19 protein-coding genes and 5 pseudogenes are annotated in these 22,777 nt (G+C 53.1%); 10 read left to right on the top strand and 14 right to left on the bottom strand.

What is annotated here, in order from left to right; all coding sequences use genetic code 11:
• Positions 1–54: 54 nt before the first annotated feature.
• The 3 pseudogenes from ABLV30_RS25235 to ABLV30_RS25225 form a co-directional block, all read left to right on the top strand.
• Positions 55–384 (top strand): annotated as a pseudogene (locus tag ABLV30_RS25235) (transposase); the annotation flags it as partial.
• 496 nt (positions 385–880) lie between these two features.
• A pseudogene (locus tag ABLV30_RS25230) lies at positions 881–1,328 on the top strand (dihydrodipicolinate synthase family protein); the annotation flags it as partial.
• A 137-nt stretch (positions 1,329–1,465) separates the two neighbouring features.
• Positions 1,466–1,726: pseudogene (locus ABLV30_RS25225) on the top strand (LysR family transcriptional regulator); the annotation flags it as partial.
• A gap of 13 nt (positions 1,727–1,739) precedes the next feature.
• On the opposite strand, the gene fraE reads toward ABLV30_RS25225, so the two are convergent.
• The 13 genes and pseudogenes from fraE to ABLV30_RS25160 form a co-directional block, all read right to left on the bottom strand.
• On the bottom strand, positions 1,740–2,783 hold the full coding sequence (gene fraE / locus ABLV30_RS25220) for a fructose-asparagine asparaginase (protein ID WP_003031939.1): 1,044 nt from the start codon (positions 2,781–2,783) through the stop codon (positions 1,740–1,742).
• A 57-nt stretch (positions 2,784–2,840) separates the two neighbouring features.
• Positions 2,841–4,160 carry an anaerobic C4-dicarboxylate transporter family protein gene (locus ABLV30_RS25215; protein ID WP_049141677.1) on the bottom strand — a complete coding sequence of 440 codons (1,320 nt, stop codon included), beginning with the start codon at positions 4,158–4,160 and terminating at the stop codon, positions 2,841–2,843.
• Positions 4,161–4,213: 53 nt separating this feature from the next.
• Positions 4,214–5,062, bottom strand: a complete 849-nt coding sequence (locus ABLV30_RS25210; protein ID WP_003031941.1) for a fructoselysine 6-kinase — start codon at positions 5,060–5,062, stop codon at positions 4,214–4,216.
• Between the two features lie 62 nt (positions 5,063–5,124).
• Entirely contained in the window at positions 5,125–6,102 is a 978-nt protein-coding gene (fraB, locus tag ABLV30_RS25205; protein ID WP_148721278.1) for a 6-phosphofructose-aspartate deglycase, read from the bottom strand.
• A gap of 178 nt (positions 6,103–6,280) precedes the next feature.
• Positions 6,281–6,997 carry a GntR family transcriptional regulator gene (locus ABLV30_RS25200; RefSeq protein WP_003031945.1) on the bottom strand — a complete coding sequence of 239 codons (717 nt, stop codon included), beginning with the start codon at positions 6,995–6,997 and terminating at the stop codon, positions 6,281–6,283.
• A gap of 185 nt (positions 6,998–7,182) precedes the next feature.
• Positions 7,183–7,874 (bottom strand): annotated as a pseudogene (locus tag ABLV30_RS25195) (integrase core domain-containing protein); the annotation flags it as partial.
• A 399-nt stretch (positions 7,875–8,273) separates the two neighbouring features.
• Positions 8,274–9,164 (bottom strand): DMT family transporter, encoded by an 891-nt coding sequence (locus tag ABLV30_RS25190; RefSeq protein ID WP_003031952.1) that lies wholly within the window; start codon positions 9,162–9,164, stop codon positions 8,274–8,276.
• Positions 9,161–9,991 (bottom strand): TIM barrel protein, encoded by an 831-nt coding sequence (locus tag ABLV30_RS25185; protein WP_003031953.1) that lies wholly within the window; start codon positions 9,989–9,991, stop codon positions 9,161–9,163. Before ABLV30_RS25185 ends, ABLV30_RS25190 begins: the two co-directional genes overlap by 4 nt.
• Positions 9,991–10,731, bottom strand: a complete 741-nt coding sequence (locus tag ABLV30_RS25180) for an amino acid ABC transporter ATP-binding protein (protein ID WP_003031954.1) — start codon at positions 10,729–10,731, stop codon at positions 9,991–9,993. Before ABLV30_RS25180 ends, ABLV30_RS25185 begins: the two co-directional genes overlap by 1 nt.
• Entirely contained in the window at positions 10,731–11,393 is a 663-nt protein-coding gene (locus ABLV30_RS25175) for an amino acid ABC transporter permease (protein WP_003031955.1), read from the bottom strand. The genes ABLV30_RS25180 and ABLV30_RS25175 overlap by 1 nt, the downstream gene beginning before the upstream one ends.
• Before the next feature lie 43 nt (positions 11,394–11,436).
• Positions 11,437–12,192, bottom strand: a complete 756-nt coding sequence (locus ABLV30_RS25170) for an ABC transporter substrate-binding protein (RefSeq protein WP_003031956.1) — start codon at positions 12,190–12,192, stop codon at positions 11,437–11,439.
• A 65-nt stretch (positions 12,193–12,257) separates the two neighbouring features.
• Positions 12,258–13,088, bottom strand: coding sequence for a PfkB family carbohydrate kinase (locus tag ABLV30_RS25165; RefSeq protein WP_032432493.1), 831 nt, complete (start codon positions 13,086–13,088; stop codon positions 12,258–12,260).
• A 5-nt stretch (positions 13,089–13,093) separates the two neighbouring features.
• A complete protein-coding gene (locus ABLV30_RS25160) occupies positions 13,094–14,131 on the bottom strand; it encodes an SIS domain-containing protein (RefSeq protein WP_003031958.1) in 1,038 nt (345 codons plus the stop codon).
• Positions 14,132–14,361: 230 nt separating this feature from the next.
• Between ABLV30_RS25160 and ABLV30_RS25155 the strand changes: the two genes are divergently transcribed.
• The 3 genes from ABLV30_RS25155 to ABLV30_RS25145 all read left to right on the top strand — a co-directional run bounded on the left by ABLV30_RS25155 (position 14,362) and on the right by ABLV30_RS25145 (position 18,255).
• Complete coding sequence (locus ABLV30_RS25155) at positions 14,362–15,459, top strand: LacI family DNA-binding transcriptional regulator (protein ID WP_171887627.1); 1,098 nt, start codon at positions 14,362–14,364, stop codon at positions 15,457–15,459.
• Positions 15,460–15,871: 412 nt separating this feature from the next.
• The gene (locus tag ABLV30_RS25150; RefSeq protein WP_003031962.1) at positions 15,872–16,942 is read left to right on the top strand and encodes a PD-(D/E)XK nuclease family protein; all 1,071 of its coding nucleotides are present in this window, start codon (positions 15,872–15,874) and stop codon (positions 16,940–16,942) included.
• Between the two features lie 105 nt (positions 16,943–17,047).
• Positions 17,048–18,255 (top strand): IS3 family transposase gene (locus ABLV30_RS25145; protein WP_087788032.1). Its coding sequence is split into 2 segments (ribosomal slippage): positions 17,048–17,369 and positions 17,369–18,255, totalling 1,209 coding nucleotides; the frame shifts between segments, so codons are not numbered across the junction.
• A gap of 392 nt (positions 18,256–18,647) precedes the next feature.
• Here ABLV30_RS25145 and ABLV30_RS25140 read toward each other — a convergent pair.
• Positions 18,648–18,854 carry an NUDIX domain-containing protein gene (locus tag ABLV30_RS25140; protein WP_223176988.1) on the bottom strand — a complete coding sequence of 69 codons (207 nt, stop codon included), beginning with the start codon at positions 18,852–18,854 and terminating at the stop codon, positions 18,648–18,650.
• A gap of 105 nt (positions 18,855–18,959) precedes the next feature.
• On the opposite strand from ABLV30_RS25140, the pseudogene ABLV30_RS25135 reads away from it, so the two are divergent.
• The 4 genes and pseudogenes from ABLV30_RS25135 (at position 18,960) to ABLV30_RS25120 (ending at position 22,767) form a co-directional block, all read left to right on the top strand.
• A pseudogene (locus tag ABLV30_RS25135) lies at positions 18,960–20,179 on the top strand (ISL3 family transposase).
• A gap of 461 nt (positions 20,180–20,640) precedes the next feature.
• Entirely contained in the window at positions 20,641–21,459 is an 819-nt protein-coding gene (locus ABLV30_RS25130) for a transporter substrate-binding domain-containing protein (RefSeq protein WP_306294115.1), read from the top strand.
• 22 nt (positions 21,460–21,481) lie between these two features.
• A complete protein-coding gene (locus ABLV30_RS25125) occupies positions 21,482–22,129 on the top strand; it encodes an amino acid ABC transporter permease (protein WP_223176987.1) in 648 nt (215 codons plus the stop codon).
• On the top strand, positions 22,126–22,767 hold the full coding sequence (locus ABLV30_RS25120; protein WP_032432503.1) for an amino acid ABC transporter permease: 642 nt from the start codon (positions 22,126–22,128) through the stop codon (positions 22,765–22,767). The genes ABLV30_RS25125 and ABLV30_RS25120 overlap by 4 nt, the downstream gene beginning before the upstream one ends.
• Positions 22,768–22,777: the final 10 nt, after the last annotated feature.

Here is a 22,777-nt window from a genome sequence, read left to right as displayed (position 1 = left end):
TGAAAACCAGTATTATCAACGGCTCGGAAGTGTCTAGATTATCCGTGGCGATTCATTTCAACTGAGATTGGTGACGGGAAGCAGTACGGTAGTAGTCGTGATTTTGCTGCGGCAACAGGGCTGGTTCCCCGGCAGTACAGCACTGGTGGCCGGACAACATTGCTGGGCATCAGCAAGCGAGGTAACAAAAAGATTCGAACATTGCTGGTTCAATGTGCCAGGGTATTCATACAAAAACTGGAGCACCAGTCTGGTAAATTGGCCTACTGGGTAAGGGAGTTACTGTGCCGGTAAAGTAACTTTGTTGTAACCTGTGCACTGGCAAACAAGCTGGCCAGAATAGCCTGGGCGCTGACGACACGACAGCAGACTTACGAAGCATAACGGCAAATACACCAGCTTAAACAATCACTCATCGGTTTTGCGGATACTGATTATTGATGATACGAACGGCCCACTGGCCTGTTGAGGAACCTGTAAAACGGAAAGGCTCATCGAAGCCGTATATTTTCTGGAGGTTCATCAGGCGCGGAACTCATCGGGGCGCGGGAATAAACTCCCATTCAGACGCCGGATAGATTCAAGCAAGCCAACTTATCGTCAAAATCGGTGTTGGAAAAACGGGAGTGACCATGGATTCCGTTTTCCAAGCGGCCCCTTACTGAGGAGGCTGCACGTCGCACTCTTTGTCCTTGCTTGCCGCAATTTGGCAGAAGTCAGCAACGCGAGCGTGATAGGCGTTGCTGCCCCGGTGTTCTGCTTACATGTCAAAACATTATCGACCAACACTGCATATCTATGTATGTCGGTACCTTCTGCACGGCCTGTCAGATCACATAGGCCGTGGTGATATTTTCAACCCACAGAGGCGGATTAACGGGTCTATGATAATCCGGACACGACGCATTTTACCTTTACAGACGAACTACATGGTCGTGTCTCATCACTTAAGGGGGTTCTCTCGGTCAAGATCCCTGACGTCCGGGATAGCCCCGCTGCAGCGACTGAACGGGTGAATGCGTTACGTCAACACCTGCATCCTGGCGTAACAATGGGTATCAGTGGTGATGCTGATTAAACGCGTGTTGTGAAGTCTGGTACTCTGTGTGTGGTGGGCTGTTCCCTGAAATGGCGAAACAAATCACTGAAGCAGCGGCGGCAAACGCTCATCAACGCGTTACTACCCTGACAACCCGCGTTGAAACGTTGTAGTCGCTGTTCCGTACACATGGCGCAAGCATTCGCGTTATAGCCGCAGCCGCTGGTGTGCCTGGGCTTACTGCCTGCCTCTACCTCTGCAACCGTTGTCAGCTGGCGATATAAAGTAATCTCTCCGCAGGACTGGCAGTCTACCGGTCTCTTTGAAACCTGACTTGTCAATAATTTTCATGACTCCCGTTCGGTGTACAAATGCTCCTGTTAGGCAGGTCTTGCCTGCTAAGCCTGTGCTGCAATGCTTGCACGCATTGCTGATGGCGGCGTGATACTGTCGGAGAACACCACCGCATCCGCTTCGATGAACGTCAGTACCAACCTGCTGCAAAGCAGATATATGATCTCTTTTCTTTCTTTACGACTGGCACAACGCTACGCCAACCTGGGACAGTTGGGGATCCAAAACCTGCCGAAAATAGTTCAGAAAATAGGCGTCGGTGTTTTCTGGCGTAATGATGAAACACCTTCCGCTGCGTTAAACCGCTTTTTGTACTTTCTAGCACAGGTTTAGCGCGCGGAGTTATTTAGTAGGTACGGAAATAGTGTTGAATCAGCTCAGGATTTTTTGTTTGCGTCAGTGCAGTCATTAGTAATATCCGGGCTTTAGCAGGATTCAATGAATCCGCGACCAGGCCAGGTTGGCCTTTATCGACGGGTACAACACCATTCCCTGTGCGGGATGAACGTATCACTATAATTCCAGCTTCCTCTGCTTTCCTGATCCCTGCCTCGCTTCTGACAGAAACAGAACCCGCCCCGGTGCCGGCATAAATGATCCCGTCAACATGATGTGAAATTGCTGCATCATACATATATTCCGGATCGTCCTGATAACCATAAATAACCACGACTTCTGGTAATTTTCGCAGGTTACGCACATCAAATACTGAACGCAGGGTATGCACCTTTTCCACTCGAGTCTCAAATTGCGGTGTACCGTTTACAATGATCCCCAGATACCCCTGCTCGGTCGCTTTGAATGTATCCAACGTGGTCGCGTTAGTTTTAGTGACAAATCTTGCCGAACCAATACGATCATTTAATACCACCATCACCCCGCGGCCCCTGGCATTGGGGTCTGCTGCCACAGTAACGGCTTCCAACAGGTTCATCGCACCATCCGCGCTAATCGCTGTCGCTGGTCTCATTGCGGCAGTGAACACCACGGGCTTGTCGCTCTTGACCGTCAGATTCAGGAAGTATGCTGTTTCATCCAACGTATCTGTACCATGAGTAATCACCACACCATCCACATCATCCCGCGCCAGTAGCGTATTCACCTGCTGGGACAGTTTTAAAATAATATCGCTGGTCATATTTTCACTACCAATATTAGCAATTTGTTGACCATCAACACGTGCAATATTTTTTATCTCTGGTACAGCATTAATTAATGTCTGAACACCAATCTCGCCAGATTTATAACCCGATGTTTGTGTTGTATTTGCTGCCGTCCCAGCAATAGTGCCACCTGTCGCAAGAATCACAATATGAGGTTGTGTAGTAGCGCTAAATATACTTTGACTGATAAAAAGCAAAGCCACAGCAATGAGTATTCTTATATTCATTTTATTTTCCTCTGAATTTAATTGAACAAGGTGAAAACTGTCAGACTTATTAAATAATCAGGCCAGCACCATTTTACCAATAATTAAGCCAACGGTAACCGAGACAATGACGTTGACTAAGCCTGGTCGCATAAAGCTATGATTAAGTACGAACTTACCAATCCGCGTGGTTCCGGTGTCATCAAAAGCTAATGCTGCAAGACACTGACCTGCCACGGGAATAAAGAAATAGCCATTGACCGCTGGCCATGATCCAATCAGCGCATAAGCGGGCAGTCCTAACGCCAACCCCAGGGGCAATAAAATGAGGGTTGTTGCGGCCTGACTGCTGACCATCGCGGAGACAAAAAACATCATGATAGCGATGAGCCAAGTATGCTGTTGTAAAAGTGTCTGAACTTCCGCTTTGATCAATTCGATATGCCCGTTTACAAAGGTTTCGCTCATCCATGCAAGCCCGAAAGCACAGACAATCGCGAGCGCTCCGGCGCGGAAAACCGTACCGCTAATGATTTGATCCACTTGCGGGCGACACAACAATACAATCAGACAAGCAAAAGAGAGCATAGTAATCTGGATTGCTGCTGACATTGAAAGCGGTTGTAGCCCTTTTGCTGTTTCGACAATTGGACGCAGGGCCGGAATAAGCCCCAATAATACAATCACAACCGCACTCATTAAAAAAAGCACAACTGAGAGCCTGGCGCCCGACGTAACTTCTGTTTTTTTGCTTTCCTTCTGAACCGGTTGAATTACCCCTTCAGCCAGTCGGCGCTGATACTCCGGGTCTTCTTTTAATTCTTTGCCTTTATTGAAGGTTGCGATTGCCCCCGATGCCACACCGATCAATGTTGCAGGGACACAAATCATCATGATGGTGGAAATTGAAATACCTAAAGGCGCCATCAGACCGATCATTGCCGCCATTGCGGCTGATATCGGGCTGGCGGTGATTGCCTGTTGTGAAGCGATGACAGAAATGGATAGTGGACGTTCAGGGCGGATCCCTGAGTCACGAGCAACTTCAGAGATAACTGGCAACAAGCTGTACACCACATGCCCCGTTCCAGACATAAAGGTAAAAAGATAACAAATAAAGGGAGCCAGCAACGTAATATAACGTGGGTGCCGTCGCAGAATTTTTTCTGCCAGTTTAACCAGTAAATCCAGCCCTCCGGCAGCCTGCAATGATGAGGCGGCTAATACAACAGAAAGAATAATAAGAATAACATCAATAGGCGGAGTTGAAGGTGTCAGACCGAATACGAATACCATGACGCCCACACCCAACCCACCGACCATCCCTAAAAATGCGCCGCCGATTCTGGCACCAATCATCAAAGCAATAAGAATAAAACACAATTCCGTCCAAAACATACTTCCTCCTGACCTGTGTGGAGTGAATGCTGGGTTAATTTAATGGAACAGCGTTAGCAGGCAGAATAAGGTTTGCCAAAACCGAAAGCGCCATAATGTGATAAGACCTGCGCAGCAGATTGCCCTCCTACTCGCATAGCTGACATCACCATTTCGTTATCAGGTTCCTCTGTACCGGATTGCAAAATGGAGAGCATAAAGCCGGTCAAAAACGCGTCACCAGCTCCCAACGTATCCACTGGTTCGATATACTGAGGATGCCACTCAAGATAACCATTGGCAGAAAAATAATAAACACCCTCATGTCCACGGGTCGCGATAACATGCCGGCAACCGTAATGATATATTTTCTCAATCTTTTCTTTTATTTCATCTGATGATAAGCCACTGCAAGAAATAAAACCGTAGCTTATCCATGGACATACGCTTTCGAAATATTCATCAGTACCACGCCCTGAAAAATCATACGAAATAATATTATTATTCTGTTTTATCTTTTTCAGCTCTGGCTCCAGAAATCCGTTGATGCTGGAGTGTACTAAATTGAATTGAGAAATATAATGGAGATCGTCTTGTGATAGTATCAAAGGATGCTCGCGCAACACCCCATTTTTGTTACTGGTAACAAATTCCCGATCACCATTTTTCAGCCGAATACAAGCGTATCCATTCTCACCAGCATAATGCCGACAGTGGGTAGTATCTATCTTTAACTCATGCAAGACATCCTGCACATGTCTTGCAGCCTCATCATCGCCAAAGACTCCCATGAAGGCAGCAGGTACTCCAGTGAGTTTTGCATACACGGAAAAATTTAATGCATTCCCTCCCGGATACATCACTCCGGAATGGAGGTATTTATCGACAACGTTGTCACCAATACCTATAACGCTGATGCTCATAACTAATCCTTGATTTATACATAGAATAAAAAGCTTCCCTGCTTTTTCGAAATCCCTTGTTATTAATACTCAACTTTCCACATATAGCGACGCGTGGTCAACGGGTGCTGACGAGCCCTTGCAAGTGCGCGATTGTAGACAGGATAAACGTTATTAAAGAGAGAGTGATTGAAGTAATCTATCACCGTCGTGTTGATAGTAGATAACCCTAACTCTTTAGCATCGACAACTACAATCCGACGGCCATACTTTTTCAGGAAGTTTAGAGCGCGCTCATCCACAGGCCGCGCGCTGCCCTCAGATAACTGGAAGAAAAACGGCGTGTTCGCATCAGTGATCTCAAAAGGTCCATGGAAAAATTCACCGCTGTGGATACATGCTGAGTGAATCCACTGCATTTCCATAAAGATACAAATACTCTGAAGATACGCCGCGCCGTAACCGGCGCCACTCGCGACGGTATAAATAACGTTGTCGTCTTTGTATTCCTGCGCAAATGACACAGCCCGCTCTGCGACATGCTCACAAGCACGATAGACAATGCGGTTAATTTTACTTACCCCGTCAAGGAAGTCATCGTAATGAATATAGCCTTCAGTCTGCTGCAAGAACTCGACTGCGCTCAGCAAACCTTTCATTGTCTTTTCTTCAGCAATGTCTTTGTTGTCGCCGAAAGTGTAACTTTCCACATAGTCGCAATGGGCGACTAATGGAGAATCCATCACCCACGTTAACCCAATAACCGGCGCGCCATGTTGACGTGCAAGCTCGGCCGCCTTAATGGTCTCCGGGGTATTCCCTTTGTGCGAAGCCACAATAACAACCGCGTTCTCCCCCAGTGCCGATGGCAGGTTGTTAATGAATTCTCCGCTGTTGTAAAGGCCAACGGTAAGACCTTTCGCCTCTTTCTCTAAAAAAGCTTTCGCCGGATAAAACGCGGCATATGAGCCACCACAGGCCACGTAATAAACGTATTTTACGCCCCCTTTATCCTCCTGGCTGACCAAAATTTCGCTAACAATCTCTTTCATACTCATCATACATCCCTCTGGTTCTTACTTTGACCGGGCGAGCTCTGTCGCCACAAATGACTTTCAATGTATTGTTATTTTTATATGACATTTTGATACATTTATTCAAGATAAAAAACAAAAAAATCGGGATCCGCGACGCAGATCCCGATCTGGATGAATCAGCTTGTTAGCTGAAGAGAGAAAACTACACCGTGAAGCGAATTTTGTCGCCGACAATCAGTTGCTTGGAGACACAGGACAACTCGCCTTTGTTGTCGATCATTTCACTCTTGATGAGGATGAGAGGATAACTCTCTGCCACGCCAAGATAATGAGCGACCTCAAAATTCGCATAAACCAGTTCGATCATTTTACGTGAGTGGGTAAACCACAAACCGTATTTCTCACGCAAGCACTCATATAGGGATTGATTGTTAAGCTCTTCCTGTAACAGAAAGGCAAAGCGTGGTGGCATCTGGACGGTTTCCAGTGAGACGGGAATGTCATCAGCATAGCGAATACGTTCGATGACAACGGCTTTTTCTTCGGCAGCCATGCCCAGCAAGAATCGTGTTTCATCATCAATAGACTCGAATACTGATTTGATAGTACGTGAACCGGGCCGTCGCCCCTGCGACTGGCATAACTCGGTGAAACTCATTATCCCTGTCATACTACGCTGAAATTTTTCACTGGAAACAAATGTTCCCTTACCCGACACGCGGGTCAGGAGATTTTCACGCGTTAATGCGTCCAGTGCTTTTCGCACGGTCACCCTACTGACCTCCCATTGTGCGCTTAGCTCATTTTCAGTTGGGATCTGCTGTCCAGGTTGATATTCGCCACACAAAATAGCTTCTTTGAGGGAGGCTTCAAGCTGTTTATAGAGTGGCTTCGCGCTTTTGCTGTCAGGCTGCTCCATTACTTGTATCTCTTTGTATTATAAAATACCCGCTATGTATTATAACAATTTACCGGACATTTGCTCGCTGGCATAGTGACCTGCCCCCAGTATTCAATACAACCATCAGTTAGTAATATCTCTTTTCTGACCCTGACCCCGAACATGTTCCAGTCGTAATCAGGAATAACCAGCCATCATGCTGGCTACATATTCTGCCAACCGGCAGACTTCTCAGCGAATTCGGATGGCGTTATCCAGCCCAGTGCAGAATGGAGACGCCTCTGATTATAGTGTATGCGCCAAGCCTCGATTTTGCACCGTGCATCCTCCAGAGACTTGAACCAGTTCTCGTTCAGACATTCCTGTCGCAGCCTGTCATTGAATGACTCCACTGTGGCATTGTCCATCGGTGTTCCCGGCCGGAAAAATCTACGACGCCCGTCAAATAAGGCGTCAGAGACAAAGTCCATGCCCCAGACATGATTCGGATACAGCCCCTGCTCACTGTAGAGTCGGTAAATGCGTTTATGATTATCCCGACTGAGCATCACGTGAACCCTGCTGTAGGCATAGTGACCCCGGGTTTCGGAGATCTCCCTGATACGCAGGCGCAGCGCACTGTCGTCTGCTTCTACAGAACGGTAGCGGAAAGAGCTACGGCTGACCCGTAGCGCAAAACAGACCTGCCTCTCACTGGCTCCGTAGCGTGTTTGCAGGTCCCGGCCCAATTCATGTAGACGCGCCAGCGTCAGTTCTTTTTTGCCAGCACATCCTGCAGCATGGCCTTGTCGAGGCTCAGATTGGCAACCAACTTCTTCAACCTGAGACTCTCTTCCTCATGCTGCTGCATGTATTTCAGCTCCGAGGGAGAAATCCCGCCGTATTTCTTGCGCCAAGGTTTCGTCAGCTGAGGCCCGCTAAAGTGGGAAGGTCAAAAAAATAACCTTGACGGACAATAATTTTCGATATTCAAACTGCCCCCTTTATGATCGAGCTGGAAGGGAAACGGTTCAACAGCGACGTGATAGTGACAATACCGGGCAGTTATTTACGATTTCATCCAGGGCATATAACAGTCTGGGAGAGATGGATTCCGGCCCCCGTGCCGACTGGGAGAGGTCTGCCGCGGCGCAGTTCCATATTGGTATGAACGTGTCCCGGGACGGGTGGGGGACGCCAGTGAAACGGCGTTCGCGGACGGTACCCGGAGCCGTCAGAATACCTGTCCGGTAACGCTGAGTCGTACCGTCTATATGACCGGAAATGCCGCCTGACCCTCGCCCGCAGGCGAGGGTCAGGCGCTGACGTGACGCTCTCTGGCGACCGTCAGCGCCAGCAGGATAAGCAGCGCGCCGCCCACCTGCGACAGCGTCATCACTTCGCCATACCATAGCGCCGAGAAAATGGCCGCCCACACTGGCTCCATCAGCATGATGAGCCCTCCGTTGGGCGTATAGGCTAGCCGCTGCGCATAGTTTTGCAAAAAGAATCGCAGGCAGGTGGGAATGAGAATGCTGAGCGCAAGCCATGTCCAACCAGCCGCGTTGAGCTCGCCAGGCCACGGCTCCAGCCACAGGCTCACCGGCAACGCCAGCAGGCCCACCGCGATCATCTGCATGGCGGCGAATAGCACCACCGGCTGGTCGATGGCGAAGCGGTTATTCAGGCTGAAGTAAAAGGCGAAAATCGCCGCCGCACCAAAAAACCAGAACTGGCCCGCCTCGAACCGCCACTGGAGAAAGCTGTTGCCCACCAACAGCGCAATGCCGGGTAGGGCGAGCAGCATGGCGAGCCCGATGCGCTTCGACAGCGCCTGGCGGAACAGCAGCCATCCTGCGAACGGCACCAACAGCGGCCCGAGGCAGGTGAGAAAGGCGCCAACGCCCAGCGCGGTGGTAAGATGCAGCGCCACAATCCAGCACATCATCGAGCCGCAAATCAGGCTGCCGATGGCGAAGGCTGGCCACAGGCTGCGCCGCCATTCGCGTCGGTCGGCTGCGGGCACCGCCAGGCCCAGCAGCAGACCGCCCGCCAGAAAGCGCACGGCGATAAAAAAGACCGGAGGCAGCGCGCCAAGTGCCTCTTTAGAGAAGATCCAGCCTGCCCCGGCACAGAGCGTTACCAGCAACAGCAGGCTCTCGCTTTTGCGTGCAGGCAGCATGGCCGCGCCGCTTCGCGCTATCATGCGAGCGCGTCGCGCAGGAACGTAATGCTCTGGCGCATCGGCTCCAGCGGCTCCTGCCAGTAGCGCCCACCAGCTATCTCAAGCGACAACAGACCGTTATAGCCGCCTTCACGAAGTTCGCTGAGGTAGCTTTTCAGTGGTAGGTTGCCGTCGCCGAGCGCCAGATGGCCCGCTGGGGTGCCGTCGATAAAATGGCAGTGGCGCAGCTTTGGCCCAAAGGCGTTGAGGTAATCGGTCACGCTGTCGCCGCCCACCGCCATGCCGACGATATCCAGCGCCGCGTCGAGCGCAGGCGAACTGACTTCGTTAACCAGAGACGCCAGCTCATGCACGGTGCTGGCGAGGTTGCTTTCGCGCGGCTGCAACACTTCCAGCACCAGCGTCACGCCACGGCTTTCCGCGAGGTGCGCCAGTTGTGCCAGGGCGTCCACCGCGCGGCTGCGCGCCTCCGCGGGCTTATCCTCTTCATAACCCCAGCCTGGCGTCATAAACAGTAGAGGTGACTCAAGGCTTTCGCATATCTCCAGGCTGCGGCGGAAATAGTTAATGCTGTACTCCCGCTGCAGCGGGTTTTCGGCGGCGATATTAACCGGGTAGACACACTGCTCCGGCGTGAAACAGGCGAGCTTAAGCTCGCGCTCCGCCAGCTCCCGCCTGAGCGCCTGCAGGTCCGCTTCCTGCACGGTGTCGATATGCAGGTGTGGCGCAACGCCCCATAGTTCAAACCACTGCACGCCGAGCGCGGCGACATCGTCCAGGCAGTGGTTCAGCCGATAGTGCGAATAGGTAAAGTTGGTGGCGCAGATATGGCTGGCGTTAAGCATCATTATTCCTCGCTGATGGGGTTGAGTACACGTTGTAAAAACTCGCGGGTGCGCGGGTGGGAAGGGTTGGTAAGCACCTGGCGCGCCGGGCCTTCTTCGGTCACCACACCGCCGTCGATAAACACCACGCGGTCGGCCACTTCGCGGGCGAAGGCGATTTCGTGGGTCACCACCACCATCGTCCTGCCCTGATTCGCCAGCTCGCGCATCACTTTCAGCACGTCGCCCACCAGCTCCGGGTCAAGCGCCGAGGTGGGTTCGTCGAACAAAATGGCTCGCGGGCGCATCGCGAGCGCGCGGGCTATCGCCACGCGTTGCTGCTGGCCGCCGGAAAGATCCTGCGGGTATGAATGCGCCTTGTGGTCCATCCCCACCTGTTTAAGCAGCTCCATGCCATATTCCCGCGCGGGGCCGGGGCGCTCGCCTTTGACGTAAATCGGCCCTTCGGTGACGTTCTCCAGCACCGTGCGGTGCGGGAAGAGGTTAAAGCGCTGGAAGACCATCGCCACCTCGCCGCGCACCTGACTTAGCGCGCGCTCGCTGCCGTCCACCTGCACGCCGTCGAAAATAATCTCGCCGCTCTGGTAGTTCTCAAGCCCGTTGATGCAGCGCAACAGGGTCGACTTGCCGGAGCCTGAAGGGCCGATGATGCAAACCACCTCCTGGCGGTTGATGGTCAGGTTGATGCCGTTCAGCACGTGTACCGCACCGTAACTTTTATGGACATTGCGATATTCAATCATCAGTGGCTCCGACGCTTGTTCATGGCGTGTTCCACCCGGCGGCACAGCCACATCAGCGGCCAGCACATTACCAGATAGAGCAGGGCGACCAGCGTGAAAACGGTGGTGTTCTGAAATGTCGCCGAGGCGAGCAGCTTCCCTTGCAGGGAAAGTTCCGCCACGGTGATGGTGGAGGCGAGCGAACTGTCCTTGAGCATCATCACCATGGTGTTGCCGTATGAGGGCCAGATAATCTTGATGGCCTGCGGCAGGATAACGCGGCGCATCATCAGGCGCTTAGACATGCCAAGCGTCTGCGCCGCCTCGATCTGCCCCTTGTCGATAGCCTGAATGCCGGCGCGAAAATCCTCCGCCTGGTAAACTGAATAGGCGATGCCGAGGCCGATAATGGCGGCAGTCAGCGCCGACATTTCGATACCGATATCGGGCAGTACAAAGTAGATATAGAAAAGCTGAACCAGCATCGGGATGCCGCGCAGCACGTTAACCACCGCACCGCTCACCAGGCGCAGCGGACGGTGGGCCGATAGACGCATCAGCGCCCACGTCAGCCCGAGCAGGGTCGAGAGGATAAGCGAACAAAAGGTAACCAGTACCGTGTATTTCACCCCCTCCACCAGGATGGGGAGGGCGGTGGCGCTGAAGGTAAAAAAGTCGTTCATCGCAGTTCCTGTCACGGGGTATCAGGGGCTACGCCCCCTTGTTTTAATTAAGCTTCCACTTTTCCAGCAGCGCCGTAATCTCGCCGTTGCTCTGCATGGTGGCGATAGCTTCGTTAAGCTTCGCCAACTGCTGCTCTTCGTCCTTACGCACGCCAAGCCCGAGCGAGCCTGGCAGTACCGGCTTGTAGCTCTTCACCAGCCGCACGTTGGGATATTCGCCAAGCGAGAGGTAATAGGCCATGGAAGGGGTATCGCCAAAGCCCGCTTTGATGCGCCCGGCGTTCACGTCTTTCATGATGCCGGTGAGGGTGTCGTAAGCTTTCACATCCTTGAAGATGTTGGCCTGCTTAAGGGGCTCGATAAAAATCGTGCCCATCTGCGCGCCCACTACCGCACCAGGCAACTCTTTAAAGGAGGTGTAGTCTTTAGTGTCCTCTTTACGCACGATCATCCCTTCGCCGTAGCTATACACAGGCGTGGTGAAATCGATCACTTTCTTGCGCGGCTCGGTGATATACATGCCGGTGGCGATAAGGTCTATCTTGCCGGTGCGCAGCGCCGGAATAAGCGCTGAGAAATCCATCGCTTTAAACTCCACCTCATAACCCGCGTGCTTTGCGGCCTGGCGGGCGATATCCAGCATAAAGCCGTCCAGCTCATGGGTTTTCGGGTTCAGAAAGGAGATGGGAATGCCGTTGGCTTCGGTGCCGACCACCAGCTTTTCGGCGGCCCCGGCGGGTAAGGCAAGCGAGATTGCGGCCAGCAGCGCTACTGAACAGGCTAAGGTTTTCATCTTCATGTCTTGCTCCACGTAAAAAAGGTTGGATTGCAGCCCGCCTGCGGCGGTGCGTTATAGCATTGCGACTACGGTTGTTGTTTTGCCTCCTGCGGTAGCGGCGTTAGCGGCACGCCGCTGCCGAATGCACCGAGGCGTTCGCAAACCCTCGCCGAGGCAAGGGCCGCATCGTTCGCTGCGTCGGCAAGCGTTGATCCCTGACCAAGCTTCACCAGCAGTGTGGCGATAAATGCATCCCCCGCGCCGAGGCTGTCGACAATCTGCGTCGGCAGCGCGGGCTGGCGGTGGCGTTTGCCCCGGTGGCTGATAATCGCGCCGTCCGCGCCCTGCGTGACCAGCACGGTGGCGACACCCGCCGCGTGCGCGTTGGCGATCAGCGTTTCAATCGCCTGCGGCGCGCTGCCACTGCGCGAAAAGGTGGCGACCTGCACCCAGCGCAGTAGCGGCTCGGCCCAGGCGTCGTCGCGCGAGCCGAAGTCGAACGAGAGCGGCGCGCAGGCGGCAAGCTGGGGAAGCTGTGCTTCCAGCCCGCTGTAATCGCTGGTGTGCAGCAGGTCGAAGTCCGCAAGCCACGCCAGGTCCGCCTCGCTCAGCCGCAGCTGGTAAGGCGGCGGCACGGAACCGACGAAAAAGCGGTTGCCGTCGGCGTCGATATCGATTTGCGAAAGCGCGTTAAAGCTTTCGTTGATCCGCACGCGACTGATGTCTACTCCTTCAGCGCAAAGCGCGTGGCGAATCACGCCCGCCGGAATATCGTTGCCGGTGATGCCGAGGTAGGCGGCCTGCGCCCCGGCCTGGCGGCCAAAAACCGCAAAGTTAAGCGCGTTGCCGCCCGCGAACATCAGGTCGCAGTGCAGGTAGCGGTCAATCACGTTGTCACCCACTCCACAAATTCGCATAGTTATCAATATTCCACTTTGTACATGTAACGGCGGTCATCGAGAGAGTGGCCGGTGTGATGCTCCAGGTGATCTGCAAGACGCGTGCCCATCAGGCCCAGCGCGATGGCGGCAAAGCGTGCTTTCACTTCTGGCGCTGCGCCCGGCAGGCTAAAGCCAGCGGCGTCAAACACATGGACGTTTTCGGTATAGCGGCGGGCAAAGTCGATGGCTCGCTGCGTCATGGCGCGACTGTCGTCATCGGCGTGGAACACCACCAGGTGTGCGCCCGGCAAAATCATCTCAAATGGGCCGTGGCAGAAATCACCCGCCAGCACCGGGGTGGCGTTGCGCCACTGCATCTCCATCAGATAACAGTAGGAAAGCGTGTAGGCCGCGCCGTAGTTAGCGCCAGCGGCGGTCACGTAAATATCGCCGCCCTGAGCGATGGATTTCGCAATGGCGTCGCCGACGGCTTCTTGTTTATCGAGGTACTGTTGCAGCGCCGCAGGCAGGGCGGGCAGGGCGTCGCGCCAGGCGCTGACGTCTAGGTTATCCACGTGCTCCAGCAGTTCAATCACCAGTTGCAGCAGCAGAAGCTGTTTGCCCGGCGTCACGGTACGCGGGCTGTAGTAAACCAGCGCGGTGTCGGCGGTATTGGCGAGCGGCGTGTTCAGCTCCTGGCTTAGCGAGACCACATACGCGTCGTAAGATTTCGCAAAGAGCGCCGCCTGCGCCGTTTCCGGCGTGGCGCCGGAGTGCGATGAGAGGATCACCAGCGACGACGCTCCCAGACGGGCAGGGGGCTGCGCCATAAACTCCGCCGCGTTCAGGTTCCACGCCTGTAGCTTTTTGCTGTGGCGGCAGAGCAGGGCGTGGGCATGCACGGAAGAAGAGAACGAGCCGCCGCAGCCGACGAAATAGATATCTTTCAGCGGGCGGGAGGCGGCGGCCTCTGCGATGCCAGCGATGGCGTTTTTCTGTCCCAGCACTTTCTCAAGTGTCGGGATGAAGTCCGCTTCCAGCGGGCGCAGCGGCAGTGAAACTGTGGTGTTTTGCGTCATGTTGGTTTACCTGTCCGTCTCGGTTGTAATGGATGTGATAACGTTATCAGTTCATCTGCAAAATAAACCCGTGATTTGCAGCAGCGGGTGGATTATCCTAAAATGAGAGAACGTTATCACACGGTGAATAATTCGCCGGTGTTAAAAAATTGTCAATGATCTTTTTCTTATGATTTTGCCGGAAATCGATAACCTCCGGGAACTGAAAAGCGGAGCAGACAAAACTTCTTATGAACAAAAAAAATAACCGAATCACCGTGAAAGACGTGGCGCGCAAGGCGGGGGTTTCCACCGCGGCGGCTGGCCGGGCGCTGGGAGGTTACGGATATGTCAGCGAGGAGCTGCGTGAAAAAATCATACGCGCTGCTGAAGAGCTGGGCTATGTGGCAAACCAGGTAGCGCGGGCGATGATCACCGGCAAAAGCCAGACCATCGGCGTGGTGGGCGCTGACATCAGCAACCCTTTTTTCGCCGAGGCGTTGCGCGGCATCAGCGATATCGCCCGTCGCCACGAGTTCGGCGTGCTTATCACCAGCAGCGACGAAGACGTGCCGCGCGAGCAGGAGGCGGTGCGCATTCTGCTGGAGAAACAGGTGGACGGGCTTATCGTCTCGCCTGCTGATATAAACAATTGCCACCACCTAGACCAGGCTATCGCCCAAGGTATTCCGGTGGTGCTGCTCGACCGTAAGCTGCCGACGCTGGCCGCCGACGCGGTGCTTATCGACAACGTACATGCCAGCCGCGAAGCTACGCGCTACCTGCTAAGCTGCGGCCATCGTCGCATCGCCATCATCACTGAGTTAAGCTCGGACTACGATACGCAACTGGCGCTGGAGCCGCAGAAGTTTTCGACGATCAACGCCGACCGGCTTAACTCAAGCGGCGCGCGCCTGCTCGGCTACCTGCTAGCGCACCATGAAGCGGGCGTGGCGGTGGAGAAAACCTTAATCCGCCGCACTGGCAAATATTGCGCCCAGCACGCGTTTGAAGAGACACTGGCTGTGCTGGACGCCGCCGCGCCCACGGCAGTTTTCGCGGTGGATAACGTCATGACCCAGGGCGCCTGGCGCGCGGTGCGTGAGCGCGGCATCGCTGTGCCGCAAAAGCTCTCTTTCTTCGCCTTCGACGAACTCGACTGGCTGACGCTCACCACCCCGCGCATTTCCACCGTTGCGCAGCCGATTCACCATATGGGCGTACATGCAGCCGAGCTGCTTTTCAGGCGCATACGTGAGACAGATTTACCTGTCTCGTGGCAAACGTATCAGGTGGAGATGAAGCTGCGCGAGTCGGTGGCGACGATCGCGGAGAACGTGAAAGGATAACGTTCTCCGACACGCTTAGCTCCGGTGCGTGTTCACTACCTGGCCGATGTGTTCACCTTCCAGCGCGTGTGCCGGGTCGCGAAGAGGTCGGTGTTGAAGGACGTATAACTGCGCAGGAGTCGTTATCGGGGTTTGAGGGGCAATCGTGTAAAAACCACGCTAAGGAGATAATTCATTCTTTTTTAAACGCATAGTTTTTCTGTATTCGCTGAGTGTGAGGCTTTTAATACGGCGAAAGGAATAGGATAGCGTTGCATCGACCTGTTGAGCTCACAGCACGAAGCGGACTGTTAACTTTGAAATCCACCGCAATTATCGTGCACCCAATGCCAGCGGGCAGACAGGCCTCCCTATGCCAAGGCTCTTTTTGTTGGTATGTTTCTGGATAGGGAAAACCGCTGCGGAGAAACCAATGGACCTGCCTGCTCTGGAAGAATTACTGACTCGCCTCAAATCACTGCCTGTTGCTGAAAAAAGTGAGACCAATATATTTTCGGTTGGTGCCCGTGGACACTATGAAAACCCTGTCAGCGATTTACTCGCTTTCTTTATTGATCCGGATGCGCCCCATGGACTGAATACACTGGTTATTGGGGCCCTTCTGGAATTCCTGCCAGCCCATGTTGATGCATCACTTCTCTCTCCACCAGCCCGTGAGGTTATGACCCAGAAAGGAACTCGAATCGATTTGCTACTTGAGTCGAAAGAATGGGCCATGGTGTTGGAGAATAAAATCTGGCACCAATTGAACAATCCTTTCAATGATTACAGTGGGTATCTGGAGCAAAAACATCCAGATAAGAAACCGTTCCTGGTGGTTCTGTCGCCGGAAGGACTGGCTCCAGCCGGTTGGACAGGAATAAGCTACAGTATGTTTATTTCTGTTCTGTCGCCCAGGCTCGGCATGGCATGTATTTCTTCCCCGCTCAATAAATGGCAGGTTTTGCTGCGCGAATTCATTCTACATCTGGAGACACTGATGGGTAAAAATACGATTGCAGCAGAGACAGAAACCTTCGTTCTCGAAAATTTGCGTAATATTCAGGAAGCGGTGTTACTGAAAAATGCTGTGGTGAAATCACTTCAGGAGGAAGGCCTACGGTTTCTGACAGAGCACTTTTCTGATCGTGGTTATGAGGTCACAACGGCACTTAATCATTGGGAAGGTTATCCGGCACTGCGCTTCGGATTGTCGCACTGGGTGAGTGAATCTGATGTGGTACTTTTTCTAGACAAAACACCTGGAAGACAGTTTGAAGTACGAACGTACATCTGTAGTCTGACGACTCCTGCATTGCAGCATCAAGCAAGAAAGATGTTGATACCTGCACTTTATGACGACTGCTGGCCTGAGAGAAGCGGAAGTGTGTTTACCTTCGTTTCTCGGCTGTCACAGAAGCATGAGGAAAAACATCTGATGTTCCAGAGTGTGGCGAAAGCGTTAGAGCAGTTGAACGAATTTGAACTGCGCCATGAGAGATAGCGGCCATTTTTACTTGATGTAGCCCCCTGAAACACCGGACAGTAGCTGTATCTCCAGATAAGAGATAGGCTTGAATATATGTCTAACACTAACGCCAATTTTGAGATGACCGGGATCCTGTTAGGGCAAGAAGTCCGTAAACGTAAAACTCCTCAGGAGAAGATCGCCATTATCCAGCAGACGATGGAGCCGGGTATGAATGTCTCCCATGTCGCCCGCCTGCATGGTATCCAGCCCAGCCTGCTGTTTAAGTGGAAGAAGCAATATCAGGAAGGCAGCCTCACCGCCGTTGCGGCTGGAGAGGACGTCGTTCCTGCTTCTGAGCTTACTGCTGCTCTGAAGCAGGTCCGGGAGCTTCAGCGCCTTCTGGGCAAGAAGACGATGGAAGTTGAGATCCTGAAAGAAGCCGTGGAGTACGGTCAGTCGCGAAAATGGATAGCGCACGCGCCCTTGTTGCCAAAGGACGGGGAATAGCCCTGGTCAGCCGGACCATGGGCGTGTCGCGTGCGCAACTGTCACTGCGGATTAACCGTTCTGCCGACTGGCAGGACAGGCGCTGTAACCGGCGTAATGAAGAAGCAGACGCAGAAATACTGTCGGCTATCCTCAACATTATCAGCGATATGCCGAGTTATGGTTATCGACGCGTGTGGGGCATCCTGCGCAAGCAACGTCGCACAGAGGGACAGCCACCTGTGAATGCCAAACGGCTTTACAGGATAATGAGCGAGCATAACCTGTTGTTGTTGCATCACAAACCAGAGCGACCGAAGCGTGAACATAAGGGCAAGATAGCGGTGGCAGAAAGCGATATGCGCTGGTGTTCAGATGGCTTCGAGTTCGGCTGCGACAACGGCGAAAAACTGCGGGTAACGTTCGCGCTGGACTGCTGCGACCGTGAGGCCACAGACTGGGCAGCAAGCACGGGAGGCTATGACAGTTCGACCGTGCAGGATGTGATGCTGAGGTCGGTGGAAAAGCGCTTCGGCGACAGGTTGCCCGACACAGCGGTGCAGTGGCTGACGGATAACGGTTCAGCGTATACCGCGTATGAAACGCGGAGGTTCGCGAGAGAGCTGAATCTGGAGCCCTGCACAACAGCGGTGAGCAGCCCGCAGAGTAATGGCATGGCCGAACGGTTCGTGAAAACGATGAAAGAAGACTATATCGCGTTCATGCCAAAACCGGATGTGAGAACAGCACTGCGAAACCTTGCAGTAGCGTTCACGCATTACAATGAAAACCACCCGCACAGCGCGCTGGGATATCACTCCCCGAGGGAATACCGGCGGCAGCGGACATCGTTAACTTAAGATACAAAAGCTGTCCGGAGATGGAGGGTCAAGATCAAAAGTTTTTTCTCCCTTTGATGAGAAACATGAGACGAAATAGGGCCTGTGCGTGGTGATATCTAGTTGAGTCGTCACACTGAAAAACAGGCTTGACCTGCTCACCGTTGAGTAACAGACCACAAATTAAGTTGACTCTCAACTGTTGTGACAACGACTGTGATTTCCTCTTCTCGCTTAGAGCGGACCAGCCTACCCCAACTCTGGCTGCTATGTGTCAGATATAGTCATTCGAACCCTGAGAGTTACACTTTGAAGTGATTCAGGTTATGCGCGGCCCCCTGCAGCGAATCCAGAAAATGATAGATATAACGTTCAATCATTTACTTTATTAATGCTTCTCGCTGAACGTTGCCTCATAGCGCCCGGTGGATACCTGTTTCTTCTGCCAACTCTCTTGCAGCAGCACAGGAAAGTGTTTCACCATATTCAAGCCCACCGGCAGGCAAGCTATAGCACCCGTCCATCCAACCGGTATTAGCTCGTCGCAGCATGCAGATTTCATTTCCCCTGAGCACTAAAACGAAAACTGCGATAGAAAGGTTATATCTTTCCCTGCTCATGATTTGGTTCCTGTTAATCAATATAACTGTATTTATATGGGGCTTCCCTTGTTGTGGTGGCTGAAGGCATGATAATGGCGTATTAAATCGCCAGAGGTCACCACCATGGACGAAAAGTCCCTCTATGCACATATCCTCAACTTGTCAGCTCCGTGGCGGTAAAGTCTCTTTCTCTCGATGAAAATGCCGCTTCTGTTACCGTTACTGTCGGGATCGCTGAAAATACTCAGTTAACCTGTCCAGCCTGCGGGAAATCCTGCCCCGTTCACGATCACCGGCATCGTAAATGGCGCCACCTCGATATCTGCCAGTTCGCCACAATAGTTGAAGCCAGTGTGCCCCGTGTTATGTGTCCGAAGCATGGATGTCAGACTTTGCCTGTTCCGTGGGCGGAGCCCGGCAGCCGGTATACGCTGCTGTTCGAATCATTCGTGCTTTGATGGCTGAAAATCAGAACTGTTGATGCAGTCAGGAAACAACTCAAACTGAGCTGGAATGCCGTTGACGGCATTATGACCCGCGCGGTTAAACGAGGTCTTGCACGGATAAAAAAGCCGTTAGCAGCCCGGCATATGAATGTGGACGAGGTCGCTTTTAAAAAAGGACATCGTTATATAACGGTAATCTCCGATCGTGACGGGCAGGCGCTGGCTTTAACGGATGATCGAGGTAAGGAAAGTCTTGCCGGTTACCTCATAACCCTGATTGACGGACAGCTGCAGGCCATTAAAACGCTCTCAATGGACATGAATGCGGGCTATATAAGAGCCGCGCGCATCCACTTACCGTGTGCAGTTGATAAAATCGCCTTTGACCGCTTCCACGTAGCGAAACAGCTGGGTGAGGTGATGGATAAAACCCGCCAGAATGAACATCCCCGTCTTCCGGTTGAAAGCCGCCGTCAAGCCAAAGGTACCCGCTTCCTGTGGCAGTACAGCGGCAAATGGATGACTGAGTCCCGGCAGGAAAAGCTGATGTGGCTGCGGGAACAGATGCAGCAGACAAGCCAGTGCTGGACACTGAAAGAGCTGGCCAAAAATATCTGGGATCGCCCCTAGAGCACAGAACGCAGGAATGACTGGTTGCAGTGGATATCGCTGGCGTCTGAATGTGATGTGCCGATGATGAAAAACGCAGCGAAAACCATCAAAAAACGGTTGTATGGAATACTGAATGCGATGCGTCATCGTGTCTCGAATGGTAATGCAGAGGCGCTGAACAGCAAGATCAGACTGCTGAGAATAAAAGCCAGAGGATACAGGAACCGGGAGCGCTTTAAGCTGGGAGTGATGTTCCACTATGGAAAACTGAATATGGCGTTCTGAGTCTTCCCACCATGATCGGGGAAGACCCATCTATATAATGTATATCGGCGTTTAAGTGAATCGCCAAATTTCAGGATCTGACGAGAAGCGGGAGGCTGAAAGGCGGCCGCCGGGGCAGGGGTATAAATCGTCCCTCACGGTCTGTTCAGGGGCAGATTGGCGCCAGGAGCGGAGTTGAATTCAGGAAGCAGCGCGTCTGTCGCGATTGCACTCTTTTTAATCAAAAAAGCACCATTTGAGTGCATGATAACCATACATATCCCCATCACCAAAAAACCAGCACAGAGCACATCCAGTGCTGCATCATAAAATAAATATTATTTTTCATAGTGATAAAAATTTTACGGCTGATTTTAACGTCATTGGCATGCTTCATGCTTTCATTAAATTCAAGTAACTTTCATGTAGTTCATATATCTTTATTGGAGCATGCCATGAAGCTAAATCGTTTTTCTTTACCCGTGCTTATTTCCACCTGCCTTTTTTGCTCTACGGCTTTCAGCGCCGATCTGCTTGAACGAATTAAAGAAGCAAAAGAGATCACCGTTGCCACTGAAGCGCGATACGCCCCCTTTGAGTACGTTGATAACGGCAAAATTGTCGGTTACGACGTTGACCTGATGAACCACATCTTTGCCAAATCATTACCAGGCGTGAAAGTGAAACAGCTGGATCTGCCTTTCCAAGGCATCCTGCCAGGGCTTGATGCGAAAAAATTTGACTTCGTGGTGACCGCCGTCACCGTCAATAAACAGCGTATTGAACGCTTCAGTTTTACCGCTCCGGTGGCGGAATCTACCGTCGCACTGCTCAAAAGAGCAGAGGACAGCGCGATTAAAACTCCGGATGACCTGAGCGGCAAAGTGGTGGGCTCGCAGGCCGGTTCCGGTCAGTTGCAGGTGCTGCAATCCTTCGATCAGGCGCTACGCGCCAGCGGCAAACCGGGCATCAAAGAGATCAAACAGTATGTCGCGTTTGATGAAGCCTATGCCGATCTGGCATCCCGCCGTCTTGATGGCGTCGCCCAGTCGCTCTCGAACCTGGGTCCGCTGATTAAAACCCGCCCGGGCGTTTTTGCCACACTGCCGGAAATGATAGGGCCACAGACCTTCTTTGGCTGGGTCGGGCGTAAAGATGCCGACAGCGCCGCTCTGGTAAAACTGATCGCTGACGGGATCATTGAAGCCAATCGCGACGGCACCATGAAGGCACTGCAGCAGAAATGGTTCGGCTTCACGATGAGCGTTCCGGCAACAGAAATGCCCGCACCGGCGCTGTGAGTGGAAAACGATGACGGATTTCATGACGAGCTTTATCCACTGGCTTCCGATGCTGATGCAGGGAGCACTCACCACCGCAGCGCTCTGCCTGACAGCGATGGTCGCCGGCTTTCTGGTGGGTATTGGCGTATGGCGGATGTCGACCAGTCCGTTACCGATTTACCGCATGACGGCCCATGGATGGGTCAGTCTGTTTCGCGGGACCCCGGTTCTGGCTCAACTGCTGCTCTGCTTTTATTTACCGTCACAATTGGGGATCGACATTCCCGGCTTTGCCGCCGCCACGCTGGCATTAACGCTGAACACGGCGGCCTATCAATCGCAAATTCTGAAAAGTGGTTTCGCCAGCATCACCCCAGGTCAACTGGAAGCCGCCGCGATTTGCGGGCTGAGCCCACGGCAGATTTTATGGCGCATCCAGGTACCGCAGGTTGTCCGTACTACGCTGCCGTCACTGATTTCCGAGCTGATTGATGTGATCAAAGCCTCTGCGGTGGTGTCGGTCATCGCGCTGACGGATCTGATGCGCGTGGGCCAGCAACTGGCCTCATCTACGTACCAGCCGCTGCAGGTCTATCTGGCCGTGGCTCTGGTCTATCTACTGCTGACCAGCCTGCTGGCGCTGTTGGGCCGTCAGGCAGAACGCCACTGGCAGAGGGAACAACGATGACGGAACTCGCGCAATACCTGCCAGCCTACATTCAGGCCCTGGGCGTGACCCTGTGGATAAGCCTCTGCGCCGCATGCGGCGGCATGCTGTTGGGGTTTGCCTTAAACGGACTCTGCGGCAGACGTGGTCTGGCGTTTCGTCTGTGGCGCGCCTACGTGTGGGTGATCCGCGGCACGCCATTTCTGGCGCAGCTAGCCGTTATCTACTTTGGCCTACCGTCCATCGGCATCATGCTGAGCGCCGTTGACGCCACGCTGCTGTCGTTGACGCTGTATAGCGCGGCCTATTTCGGCGAAATTTTTCGCGCCGCGTGGAACACCATTCCGCCGGGACAGCGAGAGGCGGCGCTGGCAAACAACATCTCTACGGTCCACTGTTTCTGGCATATCCAGACGCCGCAGGCCGTTCGTTTTGCGCTACCGCTGTTGGGCAATCAGTTCATTCTGACGATTAAAGAGAGCGCCGTCGCATCGATCATTACCGTACCGGAACTGACCATGACGACGAGTCAGATCGTTGCTAACACCTACAGCTATATCTTGCCTTATACCTTGCTGATCGTCAGCTACTGGCTGCTGGCGCAGGGGGTGAGTATGAGCATAAAAACATTGAGCCACCTACTACGGACCGGAGAATAACGTGGGCAAT

The organism is Klebsiella sp. CN_Kp113, assembly GCF_040064585.1.
GTDB lineage: Bacteria > Pseudomonadota > Gammaproteobacteria > Enterobacterales > Enterobacteriaceae > Klebsiella > Klebsiella michiganensis.
Note: the sequence above shows the minus strand (reverse complement) of the source record. Positions and strands in the feature narration are given on the sequence as shown.